The sequence below is a fragment of the Rhizobium binxianense genome, from assembly GCF_028994275.1.
Taxonomy (GTDB): domain Bacteria; phylum Pseudomonadota; class Alphaproteobacteria; order Rhizobiales; family Rhizobiaceae; genus Rhizobium; species Rhizobium binxianense.
Genome location: NZ_CP118713.1, coordinates 1,637,330 through 1,658,812, shown reverse-complemented (window position 1 = coordinate 1,658,812; position 21,483 = coordinate 1,637,330). Strand labels below are relative to the sequence as shown.

The following is a 21,483-nucleotide window of genomic DNA, read 5'->3' as shown; positions in this document are numbered from 1 at the left end:
CGCGTCATAACGAAACTTGTTTGGCGAAAGGCTTTGCGCCCTCGCCCTGAAACAGGCAAGGCCGCCGAACTTCGATGAGTCGCGAGCGGCCTTGTCCCAGTCTCTGTAAGCCTTGGCGGAGCTTTCGATCCGCCCGCTTTCATCAGCCTTCGGCTGCTTCCTCGAGAGCCGGCTCGACCGGTACTTCAGAGGATGCGCCGAGATCGCGGCCGGAAGAGCTCTGCTGACGCGCGATGCCGTCGATGGCAGCGCGGGAGATCAGCTCGCAGTAAAGGGCGATAGCGCGCGACGCGTCGTCGTTGCCCGGGATCGGATAGTCGATCAGGTCCGGGTCGCAGTTCGAATCGATGATGGCGACGACCGGGATGCCGAGGCGCTTGGCTTCGTCGATCGCGATCTTTTCCTTGTTGGTGTCGATGATGAACATCAGGTCCGGCGTGCCGCCCATATCGCGAATACCGCCGAGAGCCTTGTCGAGCTTTTCGCGCTCGCGCTCGAGGTTCAGGCGTTCCTTCTTGGTGAAGCCCTGGGCTTCGCCGTTGAGGATCTCATCGAGCTTGCGCAGGCGCTGGATCGAGTTGGAGATCGTCTTCCAGTTCGTCATCATGCCGCCGAGCCAGCGCGAGTTGACGTAGTACTGGGCCGAACGCTTGGCGCTGTCGGCGATGATCTCGGACGCCTGGCGCTTGGTGCCGACGAAGAGAACGCGGCCGCCGCGGGCAACGGTGTCGCTGACGACCTGAAGGGCGCGCGACAGCATCGGAACGGTCTGGGCCAGATCGATGATGTGGATGTTGTTACGATCGCCGAAGATGTACGGCTTCATCTTCGGGTTCCAGCGGTGCGTCTGGTGGCCGAAGTGGACGCCTGCTTCGAGAAGCTGGCGCATAGAGAAATCGGGCAATGCCATGCCTTTTTATCCTTTTCCGGTTGAACCTCCGCAAGGCGAACAGCATCCTCTTCGAAGATGCCACCGGGCGGAACGATCCGGATTTCTCCCGGACAATCCCATGCCTTACGTGTGGAATGGTGGTGCCCATACATTCCGTTCGGCATAAAAGCAAGGAAAACATTCCATTCGGCATAAAAACACGGGTCATGCCGAAGATCCGGCCGGCTACCCTGCCCTTCCCTGTCCTGCAATGCCGCCACTCAGCTTGCCAGCGTCCGCAGCAGCGACAGCATGACACCGGCATCGGGCATCGGCAGGACGGCATCGACCTCGGTCGGCAGCAAGCCCGATATGGCGCCGTCGGCATTGCCCGTGACAGCTCCCAGGGGACCGCGGAACCCGTGCCTCGTCCAGGCGAGCTCCTGCAGCCGCGGGCTCACCAGCGCTTCGATCAGCCGGTTGGCGTTCTCGTCGACAACGATCAACGGATGCGCGGAATAGACGGTCGGGCGCGGATAGAGCACCACCGGCTTTGCGCCGGGGCTCGTCTTGATGCGGTCCCAGCGCACGGGATCGGCAAGGATCCATTCGACCAGCTGGTTCTCGTAGCCGACGATCATCGGTTCTCCGCCGAGGCCGCCGGCCAGATACTGGTCGAAAAGCTTGCCTGACGACGGCGACTTGAAGCCCATGTTGCGGAAGATCGCCTGCACCTTACCGCCGAACGTCGCAAGATCGCCTGATGTCGCGACATTGCCGCTGAAAAGGCTGAGCACCAGGCCTGAGAACATGAAGCCGGAATTGGAGCGGTTGGGATCGGTCGAGACGATGCGGGCGCGGCCATAGAGCGAGTTGACGCCGAGTTTCGACCAGTCGGCGCCGGCAAGGATCGCATCGAGCAGCGCCTTGAGATCAAGCTGATGATGACCTTCGTTGCTGATCGTCACCAATCCGGCTTTCATCAGCCCATCGACCACGGGCTGCCAGGAATAGACGACGATCGGCGTATTCAGCACGACGCGGTCGTTGCGGATGCCAATGCCGTTCTGCCTGGCGATATCGACCATGATCGAGGAGGACGGCCAGAGGAATTGCGGATGCTGCGACAGCAATGCCTGTTCACGCACCATCTCGACGGAACCGGCGACGCGGCTGTCCACCGTCAATCCGTAGGCTCCGAGCGCCTTGATGACGTCTGGGTCGGCGAGGAAGGCCTCCTTCTCGCCGCCGACGAAGCCGAACAACGTCGTGCGGGCGCCGAGCAGCCCCTGCAATTCCGGCCGATCCCGGACGGCGATATAACCGCCGGTGCCGACGACGCCGGCTCCGAGCAGTCCCACTCCAAAGGCGCGACGAGAAAGGGCCATCAGCGTCCGATATCCTCTTTGAGCGATGCCTGAATAAGGCGCAGATCGGTGTCGAGCGTGCCGAGCGCCTCGTCGACCAGGCTGTCGGCATAATGGACGAAGGCCTCTTCGAGCTTCACCAGCACGGTGCGGACCTCCTCCAATTGCTTGGGGTCGGGGACGCGTTTGGCCTCTATGACGGCAAAACCTTCCGCCACCTCGGCCGCACGCGGCAGATAATAGGAGAGGAACCGCCGCACGGCATTGGCGCTCTCCGGCTTGGCCTCGACCTTGCGAAAGACATCGGCGGCGATTTCGGCAAGATGGCGGACTGCGGCTGCCATCTTCCGATCGCTGATCGTGTCGGCGGCGGTCTCCAGCCTCTCGGCAAAGGGAACGGCGGCTTCCAGCAGGTCGCGGGCAAAGGCGATGCGTCCGTTGCCGATGCTTTTGATATCGATACCTTCGAACAGCCGGCGTGGCGCCAACAGAATGACGAGGCCGGCAAAGACCAGAAGGGCGATGATGGCAGCGATCCAGAAGGGCATGCCGGCGACAAAGCTCAAGAGCGGCACGGTGATTGCCGCCACCAATCCCGCCACGATCCAGTTGCCGTCATTGCCGAGCCAGTTGCGCATGCCCGTCCTAATTATAGCCGCGCGCGGTGCGGAAGGCGGTGGCGAGATCCGACCCCCCGTCGAACACGCGCGCCGAGGTCAGCTTGGCGAGGCTGTCGAGCTGGGTCTTGTCGGCATCGCCGAATGTGATGCCGAAGATCGGCACATGCGGTTCCATCGCGTTCCAGTCGCGCATAAAATCCTGGCTTCGATCATCGGACTTGCCATCGGTCATGATGACGATGGCAGGCAGATAAGTCGAGGGCCTGTCGGTTCTGGCGATCTGCTGCAAGGCGCGTTCGGCGCAATCATACATATTGGTGCCGCCATTGGCCTTCTGCCTCGAAATCTCGTTCAGCAACGCTTCCTGCTCCAGCGGGTTTCCGCTCGCCGTGAAAGTATTGCGCACGCTGCCGTCGAAAGGAATGACGATGATCTGGTCGGCGGGCGACCATTGCACCAGCACCTTGCTCGCTTCGTCTGGAGTCAGCAGGAAGCGCATCGCCTTCTGCAGCTGGTCCTCGCCGTCACCCTGCATCGAGCCGGAAAAATCGAGGCAGAGTGCGGTCAGCGACGGTTTGCGCAGCGCCGACTGATAAAGCGTGAGCGCCTGGCGGATGACGCCCGGCTCCGGCATGCGCATCGCCGTCACCAGCCGGGCCGGATCGAAATTCCAATTCGGTTCCGGTTTGGCGGTAACGCCGGTCAGCGGGATGCGCCGGCCGGTATCGGCGATGCGCTGCTGCACGGGGGCCGAACGGAGATAGGCAAGCAGATCATTGAAGAAGGTCTGGACTTCGGGCCCACGACCATGATCGACGAAGCCGAGCGGCGAATCCGCCATGGCCACACCGTCGGCCGGATAGATCGCGTAAAGCGGCTCCTGCGACAAGGCAGCAAGCTTGTCGTTGGTCTCCTTCAGGACAGCCTCGTAATTCCACATGGCGTCGTAGACCGTGCCCTTGCCGGCGGATTCGACATAAAGATCGGCAAGCCAGCCGGAAGAGCCGGAAGAGCGCACGACACCCGACAGCAGCGACCGGACGCTCTCCTGAACGTTTTTGTCGTCGAGATCGCCGGGTTCGATCACCGGCTTGTTGCCGAGTGCGCTCGACAACATGGCAAGATAGGCGCTGGCGCCCGAGTTGGATTGCGTCGCCGAGGTCATCAGGAATTTCAGCGATCCGTTTTCGACGGCGGCGAGAATGTCCTTCATGAACACATCCCTGCCGATCCAGCCGAGCTGCTGCGCCTTCGACTTGCGCACACCCAAGACCACCGGCGTCTGGGCGATCGAGGTCAGGCTCTTGACGCGGCGCCTGGTGTCGAACATGTCGACCCAGACGCTGGAGGCCGGCCAGACCGCATCCTGCTCGACGCCCTGATCACTCTGCAGCGCCAGGCCGATATCGAGCGTGCCTTCATATTTGAAGGTGCAGGTGGCGTTCTTCTGCTTGCAGAATTCCTCGACGATCGGCTGCAGAACAGTGTTCTCCGATCCCGACACGATCGAAAACTCCGGCCCCTGGCCGAAGAGATTGCAGCCGGCCAAGGGCAACGCGGCAAGAAGCGCCAGGCCAGAAAGCAGTGCTCGCATCGTCATCCTGCCGATCACGCCTGGGTCATCGCCTTCTTGAGTTCGACCGTCATCTGCTCCATCTGCTTTTCGGCGAGCCCCCGCTTCCGACGCCCCTCCTCCTGCACCTGCAGCACGCCGGATATGGTGTCGATCAGATCTCTGTTTGCCTTGGCAAGCGTGTCGATATCGACGATGCCGCGCTGCGATTGCTGCTCGATTGCGATCGCCTGATCCTTCATCATCTCGGATGCCTGACGGATCATGTCATTGGTCGCGTCGGTCACCGCTTTCTGCAGCTCGAGCGCCGATTTCTGCCGCGTCAGGCCGAGCAGGATCACCATCTTCTGCTTCCAGGCCGGCACCGTCAGCGCCGACGTCGCCTGCAGGTTCTCGATCAGCGTCTCGTCGCCCGCCTGGACGATGCGGATCTGCGGCAATTGCTGGATGCCGAGCTGGCGGGCCTGCTGCAAATAGAAGACCCGCTTTTCCAGCCGGTCGAGCGCCTGCAGGCTGTCCTGATAGGTCTGTGCCTCCAGCATGCCGCCGCCGGGGCCGGTCGCTGCCGCTTCGGCTTGCGCCTTCAGCCTCGGCAGATCGACGTTGCGAAACCGCTCGGCGAACGTCTTGCCGGCCTGAACATAGGCCTCGAGCCGCATGATCGATTGCTTGGTTTCCTCGTGCAGATCGTCGAGCAGCGCGATGTCGCGCCGCAGCGTATCCTTATGGCGGTCGAGCTCCAGGCCGATCCGGTCGATCTGGCCGGCGACGTCCTCAAACTCCGCCTTGAACCGTTCCAGGCGCGCCTTGGCGGAGAGGAATATGCGGCTGAGAAAACCCTTATCCTTCAGCGACGCCGGATCGAGGCTCTTCGACTTCAGGATGATGTCTGTCAAGAGACGGCCGATCTCACCGAGATCCTTGTTGCGAACCTCGCGCAGGATCCTGTCGGCATAGTCGCTGACCGACTGCTGGGCGCGGTCGCCATAGACCGAGATGCCGGCGCGGTCGGTGATGTCGATGCCATCGGATATGCGGGCAATTTCCGCCGGGTCGGCGGCGATAACCGGCAGGGCGGTGTTTTGAACAGTCGCGAGATCGGTATCGGCCATCGGTAGGGCTTTCCAGGCTGCGGGCACAATCGTCTGGAAGCCCATCTTCGCAATAAACGGGCCCCATCGTGATGGACTGGCCGCTAGGATCGCACCGACCCGAAAAACAGGACGACAGAAGGCGACTCAATCATCGCTGGTCGCCGCACCATAGTGAACTTTATGCTACAGTTTTATGACAGTCGAAAAACCGGTGCGCCTATTTGCAAACCTCAGCGCTGCGATCGAGCAGCTCCAGCTTGGCGAGCTTGCCCGTGAGGACGAAATCGCCGTAATCCATCGTCAGGTCGCGGGTGATGCCGTTCTCATAGAGCTTGAAGGACATGCGGTAGACCGGCAAAGCATCCGATTTCGCATTCTCGTTGAAATAGGCGATCGTCACCGGCCAGAAGGCCGTTTTTGAGAAGGCGCCGGCATTGCCGGCATCGGCCTCCTCAGCAACCGGCGTCTGCTGCTTGCCGACGATCGTCGTCGTCACCAGCGATTTGTCGCCGTCGTCGGAGCCGTCGAAGACACGCGCCTCGAAGAAGCGCTTGCCGTCCTTGGCGTTCTGGATCACGTCGAGCATATGTTCCGTGGGAAAGCGGCTTTCGGCCAGCTGCAATTCGCGGCTCGACGGCTGCTTGAGATCGACCTTGACGCCATCCGGCTGATCCTGAGCCGCACCGTTGACCTCCTTGTCGAGCTGTTCGTCGGTGAAGGATTTGGTGTCGAAGGTGAACTTGCCGTCCTTGAGATTCTCGAAGGTCTTCGTCTGCTGGTCGCTGACGCGGACGCTGTCGCCGGTGTCGATCTGCGTCACGAAGCGGAAATTGGTGGTGAAGCCCTGGCAATAGTTGCCGTCGAACTCATAGACCATGCGACCGTACATGCCGGCGATGCCGGAGCGGTCCGACGCATCCTTCAGTTCCAGATCGTAGACCGCGCGATGTGCGACGAGGCCGGTCGCGATCGCAGCGCTTACCGCGGGCGCAGCCGCCCATGCATTGGCGGAAACGCTGGCGAAAAGCAGAGCGACAAGACCTGATCGGAACATTCATTAACTCCTGTTGGACTCGGTCGCGATGTTATAAGAACGCTTTCGGCCAAATCGAGGCTCGAACCTGTCATATTAAAGATTCTAGTCTTGATGCATAATTTTTGAAACATTGACAACAAAAGCGGAGACGAAAATGTCCGATGAAATTACATCACGCCTGACTGAGATGGGGATAACCCTGCCCGAAGCAGCAGCACCTGCTGCAAATTACGTTCCCTACGTCATCAGCGGCAATCTTCTCTACATCTCCGGCCAACTGCCACTCGAAGGCGGCAAGGTCGCCGTATCCGGCCATCTCGGCAAGACCGTCGACGTCGCGAGCGGCCAGCGCGGCGCCGAACTCTGCGCCATCAACATCCTTGCCCAGGCGAAGGCAGCACTTGGCGGTGATCTCGGCCGCATCCGGCGCGTCATCAAGCTGAACGGCTTCGTCGCCTCGGCGCCCGACTTCGTCGAGCAGCATCTCGTCATCAACGGCGCTTCGAACCTGATTGCCGGCGTGCTCGGCGAGGCCGGCAAACATGCGCGTGCCGCCGTCGGCATGGCCGCCCTGCCGCTGAACGCCGCCGTCGAAATCGATGCTATCATGGAAATCGCAGAATGACCAATGCGGCCTGGATCAGGGACCTGCCGGTCGCCCACCGCGGCTATCACGACCTCAACCGCCTCGTCTGGGAAAATACGCTTTCGGCCTTCGCGCGCGCCGTCGAAGCCGGCTTTGCGATCGAGTGCGATCTGCATTACGCCTCCGACGGCGTACCGGTCATCTTTCACGACGAGGACCTGCAGCGCCTCTGCAATCTCAATGGCGACATCCGCGAGCGCACCTCCAGGGAACTCGGGCTGATCGCCGTCGGCGGCACGAGCGACAAGGTGCCGACGCTCCGCCAGCTCCTCGATCTCGTCCAGGGTAAGGTGCCGCTGGTGCTGGAACTCAAGGGTCGGGAGGCCGATGACGAAGGTTTTGCCGAAGCCGTGCTCGAGGTGCTTCAGGAGTATCGGGGCAAGGTGGCGCTGATGAGCTTCGACCATTGGCTGCTGCGCGACCTGAAAGCGCTTGGTTCCCCCTACCCGCTCGGGCTGACCGCCAACGGCAATACGCCGGAGGAGTTCAGGACGCATGCGGATGCGATGGAGATCGGTCTCGATTTCATCTCCTATTATTATGACGAGCTGCCGAACGCCTTCATCACAGCTCAACGCGAAAAGGGCATTCCCGTCATTACCTGGACGGTGCGCGACGAAGAGGCGCGCCAGCGGACCTTCGCCAACGCAGACCAGATGACCTTCGAAGGTTTCGACCCGCGTGCGGTTTGACGCTCGCTTTTTGGCCAAGATCATGCGCAGACTGAAACAGAGCCGAGACCACCCTCCCACAGGCTTCGCATCTGCCGCATGACTGACGAACTATCCATTCGCGTAGAACGCTCTTTCACCGCGATTTCCCCGGAGAGCTGGTCCAGGCTTTCCGGGGCGTCGAAGACTGGCAAGACGCTTGCCTACAATCCCTTCGTTTCGCACGCCTTTTTGTCGTCGCTGGAGGAATCCGGCTCGGCCGCCGCCGAGACCGGCTGGCTCGGCCACCACCTGCTGCTCGAGACCGACCGCGGCGAACTGATCGGCGCCCTGGCCGGCTATCTCAAGAACCACAGCCAGGGTGAATATGTCTTCGACCATGGCTGGGCCGATGCCTTCGAGCGGGCCGGCGGGCGTTATTATCCCAAACTTCAATGCTCCATTCCGTTCACGCCGGCGACAGGCCCGCGTCTTCTTGTCGCCGAGGGCTTGCAGCGGCTGCCGATCCAGAGCGCCATTGCCGAAAGCCTAAAGGAAGTCGTGCGCCGGCTCGGCATCTCCTCGGCCCATGTCACCTTCGTGCCGGACGAAGAGATCGGCGTCTTCGAGATGGACGGCTATCTGCACCGCACCGACCAGCAGTTTCATTTCATCAATGACGGCTATGCCGATCACGAGGCGTTTCTGGAAACGCTGGCCTCGCGCAAACGCAAGGCGCTGCGCAAGGAGCGCCGCGCCGCCCTCGAAAACGGCATCAGCATCGACTGGCTGACCGGCCGCGACCTGACGGAACGCATCTGGGATCAGTTCTTCAAGTTCTACATGGATACCGGCGGCCGCAAGTGGGGCCGGCCCTACCTCACCCGCAAGTTCTATTCGCTGATCGGTGAGCGCATGGCCGACGACATCCTGCTGGTCATGGCCAAACGCGACGGGCGTTATATCGCCGGCGCGATCAACTTCATCGGCGGCGATACGCTCTATGGCCGTCACTGGGGCTGTATCGAGGATCATCCCTTCCTGCATTTCGAGGTCTGCTATCACCAGGCGATCGACTTCGCTCTTTCGAAAGGGCTGAAACGGGTCGAGGCCGGCGCGCAGGGCGAACATAAGCTCGCCCGGGGCTACCTGCCGGTGACCACGCATTCCGCCCATTATGTCGCCCATGCCGGCCTTCGCCGGGCGATCGGCGATTATCTCGCCCGCGAGCGCGCCGATGTCGAACATATGAGCGAGGTGCTCACCGAGCACAGTCCGTTCCGCAAGGGCGAGCGCCAGCAGGAGGATTGACGCCGCCCCGGCGGCCGCGTTACCCGATCAATGAGGACATGAGGAGATTTCGCGATGACCAGCCCGGCCGACTATGACGACAACAACATCTTCGCCAAGATCCTGCGCGGCGAAATCCCGTCGCACCGGATCTATGAGGACGCGCATACCGTCGCCTTCATGGATGTGATGCCGCAGGCGCCGGGCCACGTGCTCGTCGTTCCCAAAGCGGCATCGCGCAATATCCTCGATGCCGATCCAGCCACCCTCGCCCATGCGATATCAGTCGTCCAGAAGATCGCTGTTGCGGTCAAGGACGTCTTCGACGCCGACGGCGTGTTCATCGCCCAATTCAACGAACCGGCGGCAGGACAGACGGTGTTCCATCTGCATTTCCACGTCATCCCGCGCCATGAGGGCGCAGCGCTCAAGCCGCATTCCGGCAAGATGGAAGATGGCGCCGTGCTTGCCGCCAATGCCGAAAAGATCAGGGCGGCACTGGCGTAAGGTCATTCGGCCGGCGCTGGTCGCACCCTCATGCCGTTCAGTTGCAGCAGAACCGCGAAAGCCGCCATGCTCAGCCCGCCGAGAACCGCGAACGTCGCCTGCGCCCCGATAGCGGCCATCACCGCCGCTATGCCAGGCGGGGCGAGCGCGTTGATCAGGTTCATCGGCAGGGCGATGGTTGCCATCGCGGCGGTATAGTCGGCCTTCTCGAAGAAAACGAGCGGCATCGTTGCCCGGGCCACGGCAAAGGCGCCGCTCCCGATCCCGAACAGGATGAGGTACCCACCCATCGACAGAATGCCGGCGCCGCCGATCCAGATCGTAGCCAGCCCTATCGGGATCATCGCACCGGAGACAATTGCGGTAGACAATCCGTCCCATTTCCGCCCGCCCAGAAGGTCGATCACACGCCCGCCGACCTTGAAGACCCCCAGGAGCGAGGCAATCGCGACGGCGCCGGCAAGGTCCATCCCCATCGACTGCAAGAGCTTGATTCCCACGGCCTCGACGCCGAAGGTGACAAAACTGTTCAAGGCGATGACGACGACCAGCAGGACGAAGACAGGTCCCCACCGCCCGCGTCCCGCCTGAGCGGTCTTGGCGGTCGCAGCCTCGGTCGTGGGCAGGCCGAACCGAACCAACGGGCAGACAATCAAAACCATGACACCGGCATAACAGACGAAAACCCCTCGCCAGCCGATCAGATGGTCGAGAAAGGCGGTTATGGGCCAGAAGACGCTGCCTGCCAGACCTGTCACCAGCATCAGTGTTCCAATCAGGCTGCGCGCCCGATCCTCCGCATATTCCGCGACATAGGCATAGGCCGCGGTCGTCAGGAACATCGCGCCTGCCAGCCCGGTCAGCGCCCAGGCGACCCAGAAAACCGGCAGGCTGGGAGACAGCGCGAGCAGGCCGAGACCCAGCCCGATCAGGCCTGCTCCCGCCGCCATGACCCGACGCGTACCAAACCGGCGAAATGCGCGGCCGGCAAAGGGCGCGGCGAGCCCCATGGCGACAAACATCACCGAGGCTCCCAGAAAGACCGACGGCAGTGAGGCTCCGAAGTCCGCCGCCACCGGCGTCGCAATCACGGGCAGGACGCCGACTACGCCCCAGCCGGTAATCTGGGTCAATGCGAGAACAAACAGGACAAGGAAATGACGTTGCATTCGTTCATCCGTAGGTCCGCCACGTGACACTCTGATAACACCCGCAAAGGCGCAGCTTCACCCCACGGAGTTGACATCCAGGTGATCAATAATAGAGGCAGGGTGCCTCGCCTGCGGGAAGCGCAAAACCGTCGCAAAAGTCGGCAACAAACCACCGGCTTGGCTATGATTTTTTCAGGAGCGCCGATTGTGTCGCGCGGGGCAGATTGCGCGACAGGGCAGCCTTACCGACTGTTATTGCCTGGTGTCCTGATTGGCGCGTCCGTCCAGACCTGTACCTCAATGTATCGTTCGAATTCACGTAGATGATAATCGGCATAGGCGGCGCTATCATCTGCATCATCTCGTGGAAGACCATATTTGTTGATGATCTCCTCCAATTCTCCGATGCGAAAGACCTTCTCGTGATAAGGACGCGGAGGATCGGGCGGCAGGCCGAAGTTTGGCCCCAACCTCATGGATACGCAGCTGTCGGGATAGGTGAAGCTGATCGTCTCAGGCTTAAACGCGCTGAGGGGAAACTGTACGTTGCCGGCTTTGGGATATAGGTTGGCAAACCAGTTCGACCTGCCGAGGACAAAATAGTGAGGGGCGCTTCGTTCTGGTTTCCCTCCTGTTTTCTCAAATAAGTCCTTTAGCTTGGCTTCGGTCTGCCGACGATAGTCCATATAGACACGACCGAAAATCCGCTTTGAGCCGGCTGCTCTACGCTGCGAGAGCCGGGCAATGATCATCGGCAGTTCGCCGTCAGAAGCATCGCTGAGATTTTGAAACGGCGGATCTTCGACAGGGTGATAGTGGGTGACCGCCTCCGAGAATGTTCCTCTGATTTGCGGCCTATGCGCAAATATCCAGATTTTCGCATCATTTGAATCGCAGACGTTTGCAGCGTGCGAAAGTCAGGAATGATCCGGCTATGGACGTTCAATCAAGGGCGCGAGTCCATGCCAGCCATAGGCGACTTCAAGCAGGACGGCGTTTTCGCGCTTCTCCTCTTTTTCGGCCACCACCTGACCACCCAAGTATCGGTAGAATTCCCGAGCGGCTTTGTTGTCGCGCAACACCCACAAGGCCGCAGCCTCAAACTCACGAGACCGAAGTTCCATCGCCATCTCATGCATCAAGGCTAGACCGAACCCCTTTCGTTGCTGTGATCGAAGCATATAGATCGCGCTGATTTCTCCATCAAAACCTAGCTCCCTCAAGTGAGAATCGCGCTGGCGGCCACATGCACCGAAACCAACGACGGAGCCGGTGTCCTCGACCGCGTAAACCGAAGTTTCGGCAAAGGCGGATGGGTCGCTCAGTATTTTGGCCCACATGGCAGACCGGACCTCTACCGACAGGCCATCGAGCATGTCCTTGGGCAAGAGATCGTCGTAGGTCTCCTTCCATGCGGCGACATGAACCGCGCCGATTTTGCCTGCGTCGTCTATCGTGGCTTTACGCAACATTTTCACAACTCATGCTGAAATCTACGATTAGTTTAGCGACGGGCTCACGATGGAATGCAAGGCCGGCTCAGCCGAAGAAAGGTCCCACAACGAAAAAGGCCGCGGGTGACGCGGCCTTTTCCATTCTGTGAGGAATCTCACTTCTTGCGCGGAACCTTCGGAACCGTGCTTCCCTTCTTCGGGGCGTCGCGGACCTCAGGCTCGGCCTGCGGCACTGTCTTGGCGCGGGCCTTGGGCGCTGCCTTCGTCTTCAGCTCGCCATCGCCCTCATCGTCGGTTTCGGGATGTACGACCTCAGCTTCCGGCTTCGGCTTGATCGGCGCCGTATCCGGAATGGCTTCCAGCACGATACCGGGCTTGCCGTCTTCCTTCGGACCGACAGTAACGTTGACGACGCCGCCCTTCTTCAGCTTGCCGAAGAGGATTTCGTTGGCCAGCGGCTTCTTGATGGTATCCTGGATCACGCGGGCAAGCGGGCGGGCGCCCATCTTCTCGTCGTAACCCTTTTCCGCCAGCCAGGCGATCGCATCCTCATGCAGGTCGAAGGTGACGTTCCTTTCGGAAAGCTGCGCCTCCAACTGCATGATGAACTTCTGCACGACCTTGTGGATGACGGCCGTCGGCAGCGCCGCAAACGGGATGATCGCGTCGAGACGATTGCGGAACTCCGGCGTGAACAGACGGGTCAGCGCCTCCTCGTCCTCGCCGGTGCGCTTGGACGAGCCGAAGCCGATCGCCGCCTTGGCCATCTCCGAAGCGCCCGCATTGGTCGTCATGATCAGGATGACGTTGCGGAAATCGATCTTCTTGCCGTTATGGTCGGTGAGCGTGCCGTGGTCCATGACCTGCAGCAGGATATTGTAGATATCCGGATGCGCCTTCTCGATTTCGTCGAGCAGCACCACGCAATGCGGGTGCTGGTCGACGCCATCGGTGAGAAGACCACCCTGATCGAAACCGACATAGCCGGGAGGTGCACCGAGCAGACGCGAAACCGTGTGCCGCTCCATGTATTCGGACATGTCGAAGCGCAGGAGTTCGACGCCGAGCGACGAGGCCAGCTGCTTTGCCACCTCGGTCTTGCCGACGCCGGTCGGACCGGAGAAAACATAGGAGCCAATTGGCTTGTTCGGCTCGCGAAGGCCGGCGCGCGCCAGCTTGATCGAGGTCGAAAGCGCTTCGATGGCGATATCCTGGCCGTAGACGACCGAACGCAGTTCCTGCTCGAGATTGGCAAGCACCGCTTCATCGTCCTTGGAGACGGTCTTCGGCGGAATGCGCGCCATCGTCGCGACCGTCGCCTCGATCTCCTTTTCGGTGATCAGCTTGCGGCGCTTCGACGGCGGCAGCAGCATCTGGGCCGCGCCCGTTTCGTCGATCACGTCGATCGCCTTGTCGGGCAGTTTGCGGTCGGAGATGTAGCGGGCCGAGAGTTCGACGGCCGACTTGATCGCATCGTTCGAATACCTGAGATGGTGATACTCTTCGAAATAGGGCTTCAGGCCCTTCATGATCTCGATCGCATCATCGATCGACGGTTCGCTGACGTCGATCTTCTGGAAGCGGCGGACCAGCGCCCGGTCCTTCTCGAAGAACTGGCGGTATTCCTTGTAGGTGGTCGATCCGATGCAACGGATCGCGCCCGACGACAGGGCCGGCTTCAGCAGGTTCGATGCATCCATCGCACCGCCCGAGGTGGCGCCGGCGCCGATCACCGTATGGATCTCGTCGATGAAGAGCACGGCACCCGGATATTCTTCCAGTTCCTTGACGACCTGCTTCAGGCGCTCTTCGAAATCGCCGCGGTAACGCGTGCCGGCCAAGAGTGTGCCCATGTCGAGCGAGAAGATCGTCGCATCGGCGAGCGCTTCGGGAACCTTGCCTTCGACGATGCGCTTGGCAAGGCCTTCGGCAATCGCCGTCTTGCCGACGCCGGGATCACCGACATAGAGCGGATTGTTCTTCGAACGGCGGCACAGGATCTGGATGGTGCGGCTCACCTCGGCGTGACGGCCGATCAATGGGTCGATCTTGCCGCCCTTGGCCTTCTCGTTGAGATTGACGCAATAGGCCTTAAGGGCGTCCTGCTGCTTTTTGGGACCGCCCTCTTCCTCGCCGCCGCGCGCCGTCGGCTTGCTGCTTTCGGCTTCCTCCTCGGCGCCGCGCGGCGGGCGTGCTTCCGAAGCACCCGGGCGCTTGCCGATGCCGTGGGAGATGTAGTTGACGGCGTCGTAGCGGGTCATCTCCTGCTCCTGCAGGAAATAGGCGGCATGGCTTTCGCGTTCGGCAAAGATCGCGACGAGCACATTGGCGCCGGTCACCTCTTCGCGGCCGGAGGATTGCACGTGGATGACGGCACGCTGGATGACGCGCTGGAAACCGGAGGTCGGCTTCGAATCCTCGTCATAACCGGTGATCAGATTGGACAGTTCATTGTCGACATATTCGACAAGCGTCTTGCGCAGCGCGTCGAGATCGACATTGCAGGCCCCCATGACCGCGGCCGCATCGGCATCGTCGATCAGGGCGAGCAGCAGATGCTCGAGCGTCGCATATTCGTGGTGCCGCTCGTTGGCAAAGGTCAGTGCCTGATGGAGCGCCTTCTCTAAACTAGGCGAAAATGTTGGCACGTTCAGATCCTCACTTCTTTTCCATGACGCATTGCAGCGGATGCTGGTGCTGCCGGGCGAAGTCCATCACCTGGCTGACCTTCGTTTCCGCTACCTCGTATGTGAATATTCCGCATTCGCCGACGCCGTGGTTATGGACATGGAGCATAATGCGGGTGGCACTTTCACGATCCTTTTGAAAAAAACGCTCCAGAATATGGATGACGAATTCCATGGGAGTGTAGTCGTCATTCAAAAGCAGCACGCGGTAGAGGTTGGGCTTCTTGGTCTTCGGCTTGGTGCGTGTGATGACCGAGGTTCGATTTCCGTTCTCCCCGTTCCTTTCGCTATCGTTCTGCATCCGGATCGGCTTTGCGATCATTGTCATTCATTCCTCAAGCAATCCGGCGGAGCATGGGAGGGTGCTTTTCCCGCCGAATATCTGAAACACTAACTTAGTTCATAATAGGCCGATTTTAAGCCCCCTGTCAGTCACTGCAATCAAGAAATGGCCGGCATGCACGGGAAAGACCAAAAAAGTCCCCAAAGCATGTCGCGCAACGCCGTGCAGCGATTTTGCGGCAACGACATGCGTAAAACCAAAGACCTAAAGCGCGAGGAGCGAATCCGAAAGATTGCGACGCGCTTTAGCCGATCCATGCGGACGCTGCGGCGAAAGTGGAAACAAAAAAGACCGGCTACAGATGCGTAGCCGGTCCCGGTATTTCAATATATAGCGCAGGTTGCGCTAATTCATGCGGCTGCAGACGTTGCCGGCTGTGTCTGCCGGGGTGTCTTGGCGACGGCAGTGGTGATCGGCGCCTCATAGGGCTTGTAAGCGGATTTGGCGAGATCGGCATACATTTCGCCGAGTTTCGTCGTCTCGGAAACCAGGCCTTCGAAATACGCCTTGACGTAGTTGGTCTGAAGTTCGAAAGCGGCTTCGAAGCTCTTGACGCTGGCCAGCGTTTCGAAATGCGTCACCGCGTCCTGAAAGGATTTCTTTGAATAGTCAGCGGCTTCGGCGGCGATCGCCTGGAATCCCCTGGTCGTGTCGGAATAGGTTTTCAGCGCCGTATCGACGGCTTCCTTGCTCTTCCGGTTTGCATCGTCAAAGTTGAACATGACCGTCCTCCGTTGGGCTGTGGGATGGCGGCAGGGTAGCTGCAACGCACAAAGAGTCAAGTAGTCTTGTGCGCCGCAAAACAGCCAAAAGTTGTGCTGCAATAATAAAACAGAGAATGCGCGCCGGGGCACGTACGTCTTTAACTGATTTTGCTAATATATATCAGAATGCCACAACCGGAAGCTTCAAAAAAAATTTGGTTCGGCAGCGAAAAAATAAAAAAAACCGGGCGGAACGCGCCGCCCGGTCTCTTGAAGCAGTCGGGTGCGATCAAAGATCGACGTCGAGGATCGCCATCGAAAAGTTGTAGGAGCGATCGCCGTCCTCGTCATCGATATAGACGACGCCCAGAAATTCTTCGCCGAGATAGACTTCCGCAGAATCATTCTTGCGCGGACGCGCCTTGACGACGATCTGTGGGTTCAACATGCGTTTGAAATAGGCGTCGAGCTTCTTGATTTCTTCTGGCTTCACTCTGTCATCTCCGTAAACGGTCTTGATTGGCCGCTTCTTGCACAGGAAAAGCAGCGGTGTAAAGGCAAGGGTTGCCGCTTGGCGATTTCTGCCTAGCTCCGGTTCCGCCGACTTTACCTATCCTTTTCCAACAGGCGCTCAGATATCGGCGCCGATGACCTGATCCATGTTGCGCGACGGCTCGGAACAGCCGGCTTCGCCGACGACCTTGGCCGGCACGCCGGCGACCGTCTTCTTGGGCGGCACCGCCTTCAAAACGACGGAGCCGGCGGCGACGCGCGAGCAGTAGCCGATCTCGATATTGCCGAGGATCTTCGCGCCGGCGCCGATCATGACGCCGCTGCCGATCTTCGGATGGCGGTCGGCGCCCTCTTTGCCGGTGCCGCCGAGTGTGACGCCGTGCAGGATCGAAACGTTGTCGCCGATAACGGCCGTCTCGCCGACGACGAGGCCGGTGGCGTGATCGAGGAAGATGCCCTTGCCGATACGGGCAGCGGGATTGATGTCGGTCTGGAAGACGCTGGAGGAGCGGCTCTGCAGATAGAGCGCGAAATCACGCCGGCCGCGATTCAGCAGCCAATGGGCCAGACGATGCGTCTGCAGCGCATGGAAACCCTTGAAATAGAGCACCGCCTCCATGAAGCGCAGGCAGGCGGGATCGCGGTCGTAGATCGCCTGGATATCGACACGCAGGATGGAGCTCCATTCCGGCCAGTCGAGAAGCATTTCCTCGAAGGTCTGGCGGAGCAGGTTCGCCTGCATGTCGGGATGATCGAGACGTTCACAGATGCGGTGGATGACGCATTCCTCGAGCGAATGATAGTTGATCACCGTCGAATAGAGGAAGGCGGCGAGAACAGGGTCCCGTTCGGCAGCGAGCCGGGCTTCCTCGCGCAGGCTGTCCCAGATGGGATCCATCACCTTCACCGGATGGCCTGTCTCAAAAGCACGGATGTCAGTCTTTGCGACCATCGCCGCTCTCCTCGTTGCCATCAGGAATGCCGTTTTCGGAATGCCAATATATAGAGGAAAACGCCAATAACATAAATGGGTGCCGCCGCCATGGTTTTTTAGCATGGTTTTTCGGCATCACGATGATGTCACACCCGATGTCACCCCTTGGCGACCCTTGCATAGAAGGCCAGCACCGCCTGCTTGAAAATCTTGTCGCCGACGGCGAGCATATGGTCGCGGCCCGGAATGTCGAGCGCTTCGGCATTGGGCATCAGCGCCGCCAGTTCCTGCGGCGAGCCGGCAATATCGTCCTTGGTGCCGACGCCGATGAGTGCCGGCATGTCGAGCTTTCCCATATCCGAGCGGGCGACGAGATCGCGCGAGCCGCGGATACAGAGGGCAAGGGCGACGCGGTCGCTTTTCGTCTGTTCGGCGAAGGCACGGAACATTCGGCCGCGGTCATGCGTCACCTCATCCAGCGAAGGGGCCAGCAGCGCATCGGCGATCGGGTCCCAGTCGCCGACGCCGTCGGTCATACCGATACCGAGGCCGCCGAGTACCAGTGAACGGACGCGATGCGGATTGGCGAGGGCGGCAAAGACGGAAATGCGCGCGCCCATCGAATAACCCATGACATTGGCTTCCGGGATGCCGAGATGATCCAGCAACGCGATCGCATCGCCCGCCATCACCCATGGACGATAGGCTTCGGCATCATGCGGCTTATCGCTTGCGCCGTGGCCGCGATTGTCGATGGCGATCACCCGGTAGCCGGCATCGCCCAGCGTCTTCAGCCAGCCCGGATGCACCCAGTTGACGTTTGCCGTCGAGGCAAAACCGTGGATCAGCAAGACGGGCACGCCGGCCGGATCGCCCTCGTCGAAGAAGGCGAGCTGCAATCCGTCATGGGTAAAGCTTGAAAATGTGGGCGTGTTCAGGTTCATCGGGTCTTCCTTTTGGCGCGACCATAATCGAGCGGCCTTTCAGCGTGAAGCCAAAAACTGTGGCCCAAAACCGCGGCTGAAAACTGTGCTTGGCGCGGCGCTTTGGCTCTACACATTTGCGGCGAAGGATTATAAGGTCCGCGCACATTTCAAAGCATTCGGAGAGCGACATGGCCGGCCACAACATTCCCCACTTCCAGAACGACGGCGGTCACCGGGTTATCGAGGTCGGCGTCAAGGAATTCATGTGCACCGGCGCTTCGGCTCCCTTCGACCATCCGCATATCTTCATCGACATGGGCGACGACAACGAGAAGGTCTGTTCCTACTGCTCGACGCTCTACCGCTTCAATTCCGCGCTCAAGGCCAACCAGACCAACCCGGCCGGCTGCGTTTTCCACGTGAAGGCGGCGTAATCAGTCGAGTTCGGAATCGGACGGACAATGCCGGTCGAACATGCCGCCATCATCGGCGCCGGAATATCGGGGCTGACCGCTGCCCTTTCGCTTTCGCAGCGCGGCATCAGCTCGGAGATTTTCGAGCAGGCGGGCGAACTCACCGATATCGGCGCCGGATTGCAGATCTCGCCGAACGCCACCCGCATCCTTGCCGAACTCGGTATCCTGGGAGACCTGTCAAAGGTCTGGCTCGAGCCGGAAACGATCCGGCTGATATCGGGCAGTTCGCTGCGCCAGCTCGCGGCCGTGCCGGCGGGCAAATTCGCGCGGCAACGCTGGGGCGCTCCCTATGGCGTCCTGCATCGCACCACATTGCAGAAAGCGCTTCTGGCGGCGGTCGAGGCCGATCCGCTCTGCCGGCTTCATCTCGGCGTGCGGATGGAATCGAGCCTGCCGGCTTTCGAGCGGGCCGCCGATGTCGTCATCGGTGCGGACGGCGTCTGGTCGAAGCTCCGGCAATCCGTTCCTGATAGTCCCTCCCCGCGCTTTTCCGGCAATATCGCCTACCGCTTCACCATTGCCGAAACGGAAGCGCCGGGCTTTCTCGATCGGACAAGCGTTTGTGCTTTCCTCGGCGGTTCAGCCCATCTCGTCTGCTACCCGCTGAAGGAGACCGGCAGTTTCAACATGGTGGCGATCACCGCCGGCAACATCGCGCCGCAGGCCTGGCAAAGCGAGCCGACGCAAGAACAGCGCGCGCAGCTCAGGGCGCGGCTTTCCGGCTGGAACGCCGCGATCGTCTCGCTGCTCGAACAACAGCGGAAGCTGACGTTCTGGCCGCTGTTCGAAACCACATCGGGCGCATGGCAGGACGGCCGAAAGACGGTTCTGATTGGCGACGCCGCGCATGCGATGATGCCTTTTGCCGCCCAGGGAGCGGCGATGGCGATCGAAGACGCCTACGAACTCGCTGCGTTTCTATCGAACCATTCGGTAGCAAAGGCCCTGGCACTCTTCGAAAGACATCGGGCGCCGCGCATTGCGAAGCTTCGCCAGCGCGGCGCCTTCAACCGGTTCGCCTATCATGCGAAAGGGCCGATCCGGATCGGTCGCGATCTGGTGCTCGGCCTCAAGCCGCCGCAAAGCCTGGCGGCGGATCTCGACTGGATCTACGGCTACCGGGCTCTCAATCTGTCATAAGACCTGCAATCGGCGGCAGCGCCCATGCCTGTGGTCAGACAGCGCTTGCGGCGGCAAAACCCCGTTCGATATCGGCCTTGAGGTCGGCCACGTCCTCGATGCCGATCTGCAGGCGGATGACCGGGCCATCGGTCGGGGCCTTGGCAACCCTGCGGTCTTTGAGATTGGCGTGCAGGGCGAGGCTTTCAAAGCCGCCCCAGGAATAGCCGAGACCGAAAATCCTGAGGGCGTCGAGGAAGGCATGTGCCTTTGCCTTGAACTTTTCCGGGCTGTCTGCGGCAAGCACGAAGGAAAAGATGCCGCTGGCACCCTTGAAATCGCGCTTCCAGAGATCGTGGGACGGGAAACTCGGCAGGGCCGGATGCAGCACGCGGGCGACGTCCTCCCTGCCCTCCAGCCATTCGGCGATATCAAGCGCGCTTTCATAATGCCGCTCGAGGCGCAGACCCATGGTGCGCAATCCGCGCAGGATCTGGTAAGCATCGTCGGGTGCGCCGCAGATGCCGAGCACGCCGTTCGATTCCTTCAGCCGTTCCCAATGCTCGGCATTGGCCGAAACCGTTCCGAGCAGGATGTCGGAATGGCCGGAGGGATATTTCGTCGATGCGTGGATCGAGATGTCGACACCATGGTCGAGCGGCCGGAAATAGAGCGGCGTCGCCCAGGTATTGTCCATCATGACGATGGCGCCGTGGCCATGCGCAACCGCCGAGATCGCCGGAATATCCTGCATTTCGAAAGTGTTGGAGCCGGGAGCCTCGGTGTGGACAAGTTTGGTGTTCGGCCGGAACAGCGCCTCGATGCCGGCGCCGATCGAAGGATCGTAATATTCCACCTCGACGCCGAGGCGCTTCAGCATCGTATCGCAGAAATGGCGCGTCGGGCCGTAAACCGAATCGACGACCAGCGCATGATCGCCGGCGGCGGAAAAACCCAGGAACGGAATGGTGACGGCCGCAAGACCCGAGGGCACGAGGATCGTGCCGGCCGAGCCTTCGAGCGCGTCGATCGCCTCACAAAGCGCATCCGTCGTCGGTGTGCCGCGCGTCCCGTAAGTGTATTTCTGCGCATGCGTCTCCATTGTGCGGGCATTGGGAAACAACACTGTCGAGGCATGCACGACCGGCGGATTGATGAAGCCGTGATAATCGAAAGGGTCGTTGCCGATATGGGTCAGGCGGGTGTTGATGCCGGCATTCTGCAGCACGCTGTCTTTGTCTTTCATGTCGGAAATAGCCTTTGCGAAGGGTCGCGAAACCAGACTTTTGGACGGCCTGCGGTTTCCGGTCAACCCCTCGAAGAGCTTTGCAGGGGACGTCGGAGAATGGCGGAATTTTCGATTTTCGCGTTATTTTTCCGCAACCGGACGCCTATTTCATAGTCAGTCGCCTTCGAATGCGGCGCAATCTACCAAAATTCTGAATTTTGCCGCAATTATTGAGCGCGACACTTGACCATAGTGACATTTGCGACTGTGATAGACCCACTCGCGCCGGGAGGG

Annotated in this window: 22 protein-coding genes; 6 read left to right on the top strand and 16 right to left on the bottom strand. The window is 60.5% G+C overall.

What is annotated here, in order from left to right; translation table 11 throughout:
• Positions 1-142 precede the first annotated feature (142 nt).
• The 6 genes from rpsB to PO860_RS08260 form a co-directional block, all read right to left on the bottom strand.
• The gene (gene rpsB / locus PO860_RS08285; protein WP_003573382.1) at positions 143-910 is read right to left on the bottom strand and encodes a 30S ribosomal protein S2; all 768 of its coding nucleotides are present in this window, start codon (positions 908-910) and stop codon (positions 143-145) included.
• Positions 911-1,152: 242 nt separating this feature from the next.
• Positions 1,153-2,259 carry a type 2 periplasmic-binding domain-containing protein gene (locus tag PO860_RS08280; protein ID WP_273885034.1) on the bottom strand — a complete coding sequence of 369 codons (1,107 nt, stop codon included), beginning with the start codon at positions 2,257-2,259 and terminating at the stop codon, positions 1,153-1,155.
• The gene (locus PO860_RS08275; RefSeq protein WP_183607461.1) at positions 2,259-2,876 is read right to left on the bottom strand and encodes a 5-bromo-4-chloroindolyl phosphate hydrolysis family protein; all 618 of its coding nucleotides are present in this window, start codon (positions 2,874-2,876) and stop codon (positions 2,259-2,261) included. Before PO860_RS08275 ends, PO860_RS08280 begins: the two co-directional genes overlap by 1 nt.
• A gap of 7 nt (positions 2,877-2,883) precedes the next feature.
• Complete coding sequence (locus PO860_RS08270) at positions 2,884-4,452, bottom strand: substrate-binding domain-containing protein (RefSeq protein ID WP_273885035.1); 1,569 nt, start codon at positions 4,450-4,452, stop codon at positions 2,884-2,886.
• 14 nt (positions 4,453-4,466) lie between these two features.
• Positions 4,467-5,543 (bottom strand): toxic anion resistance protein, encoded by a 1,077-nt coding sequence (locus PO860_RS08265; protein ID WP_273882681.1) that lies wholly within the window; start codon positions 5,541-5,543, stop codon positions 4,467-4,469.
• Positions 5,544-5,742: 199 nt separating this feature from the next.
• Positions 5,743-6,579, bottom strand: a complete 837-nt coding sequence (locus tag PO860_RS08260) for a cell envelope integrity EipB family protein (RefSeq protein ID WP_183607463.1) — start codon at positions 6,577-6,579, stop codon at positions 5,743-5,745.
• A 136-nt stretch (positions 6,580-6,715) separates the two neighbouring features.
• Between PO860_RS08260 and PO860_RS08255 the strand changes: the two genes are divergently transcribed.
• The 4 genes from PO860_RS08255 (at position 6,716) to PO860_RS08240 (ending at position 9,654) form a co-directional block, all read left to right on the top strand.
• Complete coding sequence (locus PO860_RS08255) at positions 6,716-7,186, top strand: RidA family protein (protein ID WP_183607464.1); 471 nt, start codon at positions 6,716-6,718, stop codon at positions 7,184-7,186.
• Positions 7,183-7,899 (top strand): glycerophosphodiester phosphodiesterase, encoded by a 717-nt coding sequence (locus PO860_RS08250; RefSeq protein WP_183607465.1) that lies wholly within the window; start codon positions 7,183-7,185, stop codon positions 7,897-7,899. The genes PO860_RS08255 and PO860_RS08250 overlap by 4 nt, the downstream gene beginning before the upstream one ends.
• A gap of 78 nt (positions 7,900-7,977) precedes the next feature.
• Entirely contained in the window at positions 7,978-9,168 is a 1,191-nt protein-coding gene (locus PO860_RS08245) for a GNAT family N-acetyltransferase (protein ID WP_273882682.1), read from the top strand.
• 54 nt (positions 9,169-9,222) lie between these two features.
• Complete coding sequence (locus tag PO860_RS08240; protein WP_097618856.1) at positions 9,223-9,654, top strand: HIT family protein; 432 nt, start codon at positions 9,223-9,225, stop codon at positions 9,652-9,654.
• A 2-nt stretch (positions 9,655-9,656) separates the two neighbouring features.
• Here the strand turns inward: PO860_RS08240 and PO860_RS08235 are convergent, their stop codons facing one another.
• The 9 genes from PO860_RS08235 to PO860_RS08195 form a co-directional block, all read right to left on the bottom strand.
• On the bottom strand, positions 9,657-10,787 hold the full coding sequence (locus PO860_RS08235) for an MFS transporter (RefSeq protein WP_275035377.1): 1,131 nt from the start codon (positions 10,785-10,787) through the stop codon (positions 9,657-9,659).
• A 260-nt stretch (positions 10,788-11,047) separates the two neighbouring features.
• Positions 11,048-11,557 (bottom strand): hypothetical protein, encoded by a 510-nt coding sequence (locus PO860_RS08230; protein ID WP_273885037.1) that lies wholly within the window; start codon positions 11,555-11,557, stop codon positions 11,048-11,050.
• A gap of 180 nt (positions 11,558-11,737) precedes the next feature.
• Positions 11,738-12,277 carry a GNAT family N-acetyltransferase gene (locus PO860_RS08225; RefSeq protein ID WP_273885038.1) on the bottom strand — a complete coding sequence of 180 codons (540 nt, stop codon included), beginning with the start codon at positions 12,275-12,277 and terminating at the stop codon, positions 11,738-11,740.
• 137 nt (positions 12,278-12,414) lie between these two features.
• Positions 12,415-14,907: an ATP-dependent Clp protease ATP-binding subunit ClpA gene (gene clpA / locus PO860_RS08220; RefSeq protein ID WP_183607470.1), complete on the bottom strand. Its 2,493-nt coding sequence runs from the start codon at positions 14,905-14,907 to the stop codon at positions 12,415-12,417.
• A 10-nt stretch (positions 14,908-14,917) separates the two neighbouring features.
• Complete coding sequence (gene clpS, locus PO860_RS08215; RefSeq protein WP_037094677.1) at positions 14,918-15,268, bottom strand: ATP-dependent Clp protease adapter ClpS; 351 nt, start codon at positions 15,266-15,268, stop codon at positions 14,918-14,920.
• 371 nt (positions 15,269-15,639) lie between these two features.
• Positions 15,640-16,011, bottom strand: a complete 372-nt coding sequence (locus tag PO860_RS08210) for a phasin family protein (protein ID WP_183607471.1) — start codon at positions 16,009-16,011, stop codon at positions 15,640-15,642.
• Positions 16,012-16,282: 271 nt separating this feature from the next.
• The gene (locus tag PO860_RS08205; RefSeq protein WP_037094675.1) at positions 16,283-16,486 is read right to left on the bottom strand and encodes a DUF3126 family protein; all 204 of its coding nucleotides are present in this window, start codon (positions 16,484-16,486) and stop codon (positions 16,283-16,285) included.
• A gap of 138 nt (positions 16,487-16,624) precedes the next feature.
• The gene (cysE, locus tag PO860_RS08200; protein WP_183607472.1) at positions 16,625-17,458 is read right to left on the bottom strand and encodes a serine O-acetyltransferase; all 834 of its coding nucleotides are present in this window, start codon (positions 17,456-17,458) and stop codon (positions 16,625-16,627) included.
• A gap of 140 nt (positions 17,459-17,598) precedes the next feature.
• Complete coding sequence (locus PO860_RS08195; RefSeq protein WP_273882687.1) at positions 17,599-18,384, bottom strand: alpha/beta fold hydrolase; 786 nt, start codon at positions 18,382-18,384, stop codon at positions 17,599-17,601.
• A gap of 170 nt (positions 18,385-18,554) precedes the next feature.
• Here PO860_RS08195 and PO860_RS08190 point away from each other — a divergent pair, with 170 nt between their 5' ends.
• Both PO860_RS08190 and PO860_RS08185 read left to right on the top strand, forming a co-directional pair.
• A complete protein-coding gene (locus PO860_RS08190) occupies positions 18,555-18,800 on the top strand; it encodes a zinc-finger domain-containing protein (protein ID WP_097618862.1) in 246 nt (81 codons plus the stop codon).
• Positions 18,801-18,827: 27 nt separating this feature from the next.
• A complete protein-coding gene (locus PO860_RS08185; RefSeq protein ID WP_273885039.1) occupies positions 18,828-19,982 on the top strand; it encodes an FAD-dependent monooxygenase in 1,155 nt (384 codons plus the stop codon).
• A gap of 34 nt (positions 19,983-20,016) precedes the next feature.
• Here the strand turns inward: PO860_RS08185 and PO860_RS08180 are convergent, their stop codons facing one another.
• Positions 20,017-21,207, bottom strand: a complete 1,191-nt coding sequence (locus tag PO860_RS08180) for a cystathionine beta-lyase (RefSeq protein ID WP_273885040.1) — start codon at positions 21,205-21,207, stop codon at positions 20,017-20,019.
• Positions 21,208-21,483: the final 276 nt, after the last annotated feature.

What these genes read in the sequence shown, in the direction of transcription:
- rpsB (WP_003573382.1), bottom strand. Translation starts at nt 910, where the DNA reads ATGGCATTGCCCGATTTCTCTATGCGCCAGCTTCTCGAAGCAGGCGTC.
- PO860_RS08280 (WP_273885034.1), bottom strand. Translation starts at nt 2,259, where the DNA reads ATGGCCCTTTCTCGTCGCGCCTTTGGAGTGGGACTGCTCGGAGCCGGC.
- PO860_RS08275 (WP_183607461.1), bottom strand. Translation starts at nt 2,876, where the DNA reads ATGCGCAACTGGCTCGGCAATGACGGCAACTGGATCGTGGCGGGATTG.
- PO860_RS08270 (WP_273885035.1), bottom strand. Translation starts at nt 4,452, where the DNA reads ATGCGAGCACTGCTTTCTGGCCTGGCGCTTCTTGCCGCGTTGCCCTTG.
- PO860_RS08265 (WP_273882681.1), bottom strand. Translation starts at nt 5,543, where the DNA reads ATGGCCGATACCGATCTCGCGACTGTTCAAAACACCGCCCTGCCGGTT.
- PO860_RS08260 (WP_183607463.1), bottom strand. Translation starts at nt 6,579, where the DNA reads ATGTTCCGATCAGGTCTTGTCGCTCTGCTTTTCGCCAGCGTTTCCGCC.
- PO860_RS08255 (WP_183607464.1), top strand. Translation starts at nt 6,716, where the DNA reads ATGTCCGATGAAATTACATCACGCCTGACTGAGATGGGGATAACCCTG.
- PO860_RS08250 (WP_183607465.1), top strand. Translation starts at nt 7,183, where the DNA reads ATGACCAATGCGGCCTGGATCAGGGACCTGCCGGTCGCCCACCGCGGC.
- PO860_RS08245 (WP_273882682.1), top strand. Translation starts at nt 7,978, where the DNA reads ATGACTGACGAACTATCCATTCGCGTAGAACGCTCTTTCACCGCGATT.
- PO860_RS08240 (WP_097618856.1), top strand. Translation starts at nt 9,223, where the DNA reads ATGACCAGCCCGGCCGACTATGACGACAACAACATCTTCGCCAAGATC.
- PO860_RS08230 (WP_273885037.1), bottom strand. Translation starts at nt 11,557, where the DNA reads ATGATCATTGCCCGGCTCTCGCAGCGTAGAGCAGCCGGCTCAAAGCGG.
- PO860_RS08225 (WP_273885038.1), bottom strand. Translation starts at nt 12,277, where the DNA reads ATGTTGCGTAAAGCCACGATAGACGACGCAGGCAAAATCGGCGCGGTT.
- clpS (WP_037094677.1), bottom strand. Translation starts at nt 15,268, where the DNA reads ATGATCGCAAAGCCGATCCGGATGCAGAACGATAGCGAAAGGAACGGG.
- PO860_RS08210 (WP_183607471.1), bottom strand. Translation starts at nt 16,011, where the DNA reads ATGTTCAACTTTGACGATGCAAACCGGAAGAGCAAGGAAGCCGTCGAT.
- cysE (WP_183607472.1), bottom strand. Translation starts at nt 17,458, where the DNA reads ATGGTCGCAAAGACTGACATCCGTGCTTTTGAGACAGGCCATCCGGTG.
- PO860_RS08195 (WP_273882687.1), bottom strand. Translation starts at nt 18,384, where the DNA reads ATGAACCTGAACACGCCCACATTTTCAAGCTTTACCCATGACGGATTG.
- PO860_RS08190 (WP_097618862.1), top strand. Translation starts at nt 18,555, where the DNA reads ATGGCCGGCCACAACATTCCCCACTTCCAGAACGACGGCGGTCACCGG.
- PO860_RS08185 (WP_273885039.1), top strand. Translation starts at nt 18,828, where the DNA reads ATGCCGGTCGAACATGCCGCCATCATCGGCGCCGGAATATCGGGGCTG.
- PO860_RS08180 (WP_273885040.1), bottom strand. Translation starts at nt 21,207, where the DNA reads ATGAAAGACAAAGACAGCGTGCTGCAGAATGCCGGCATCAACACCCGC.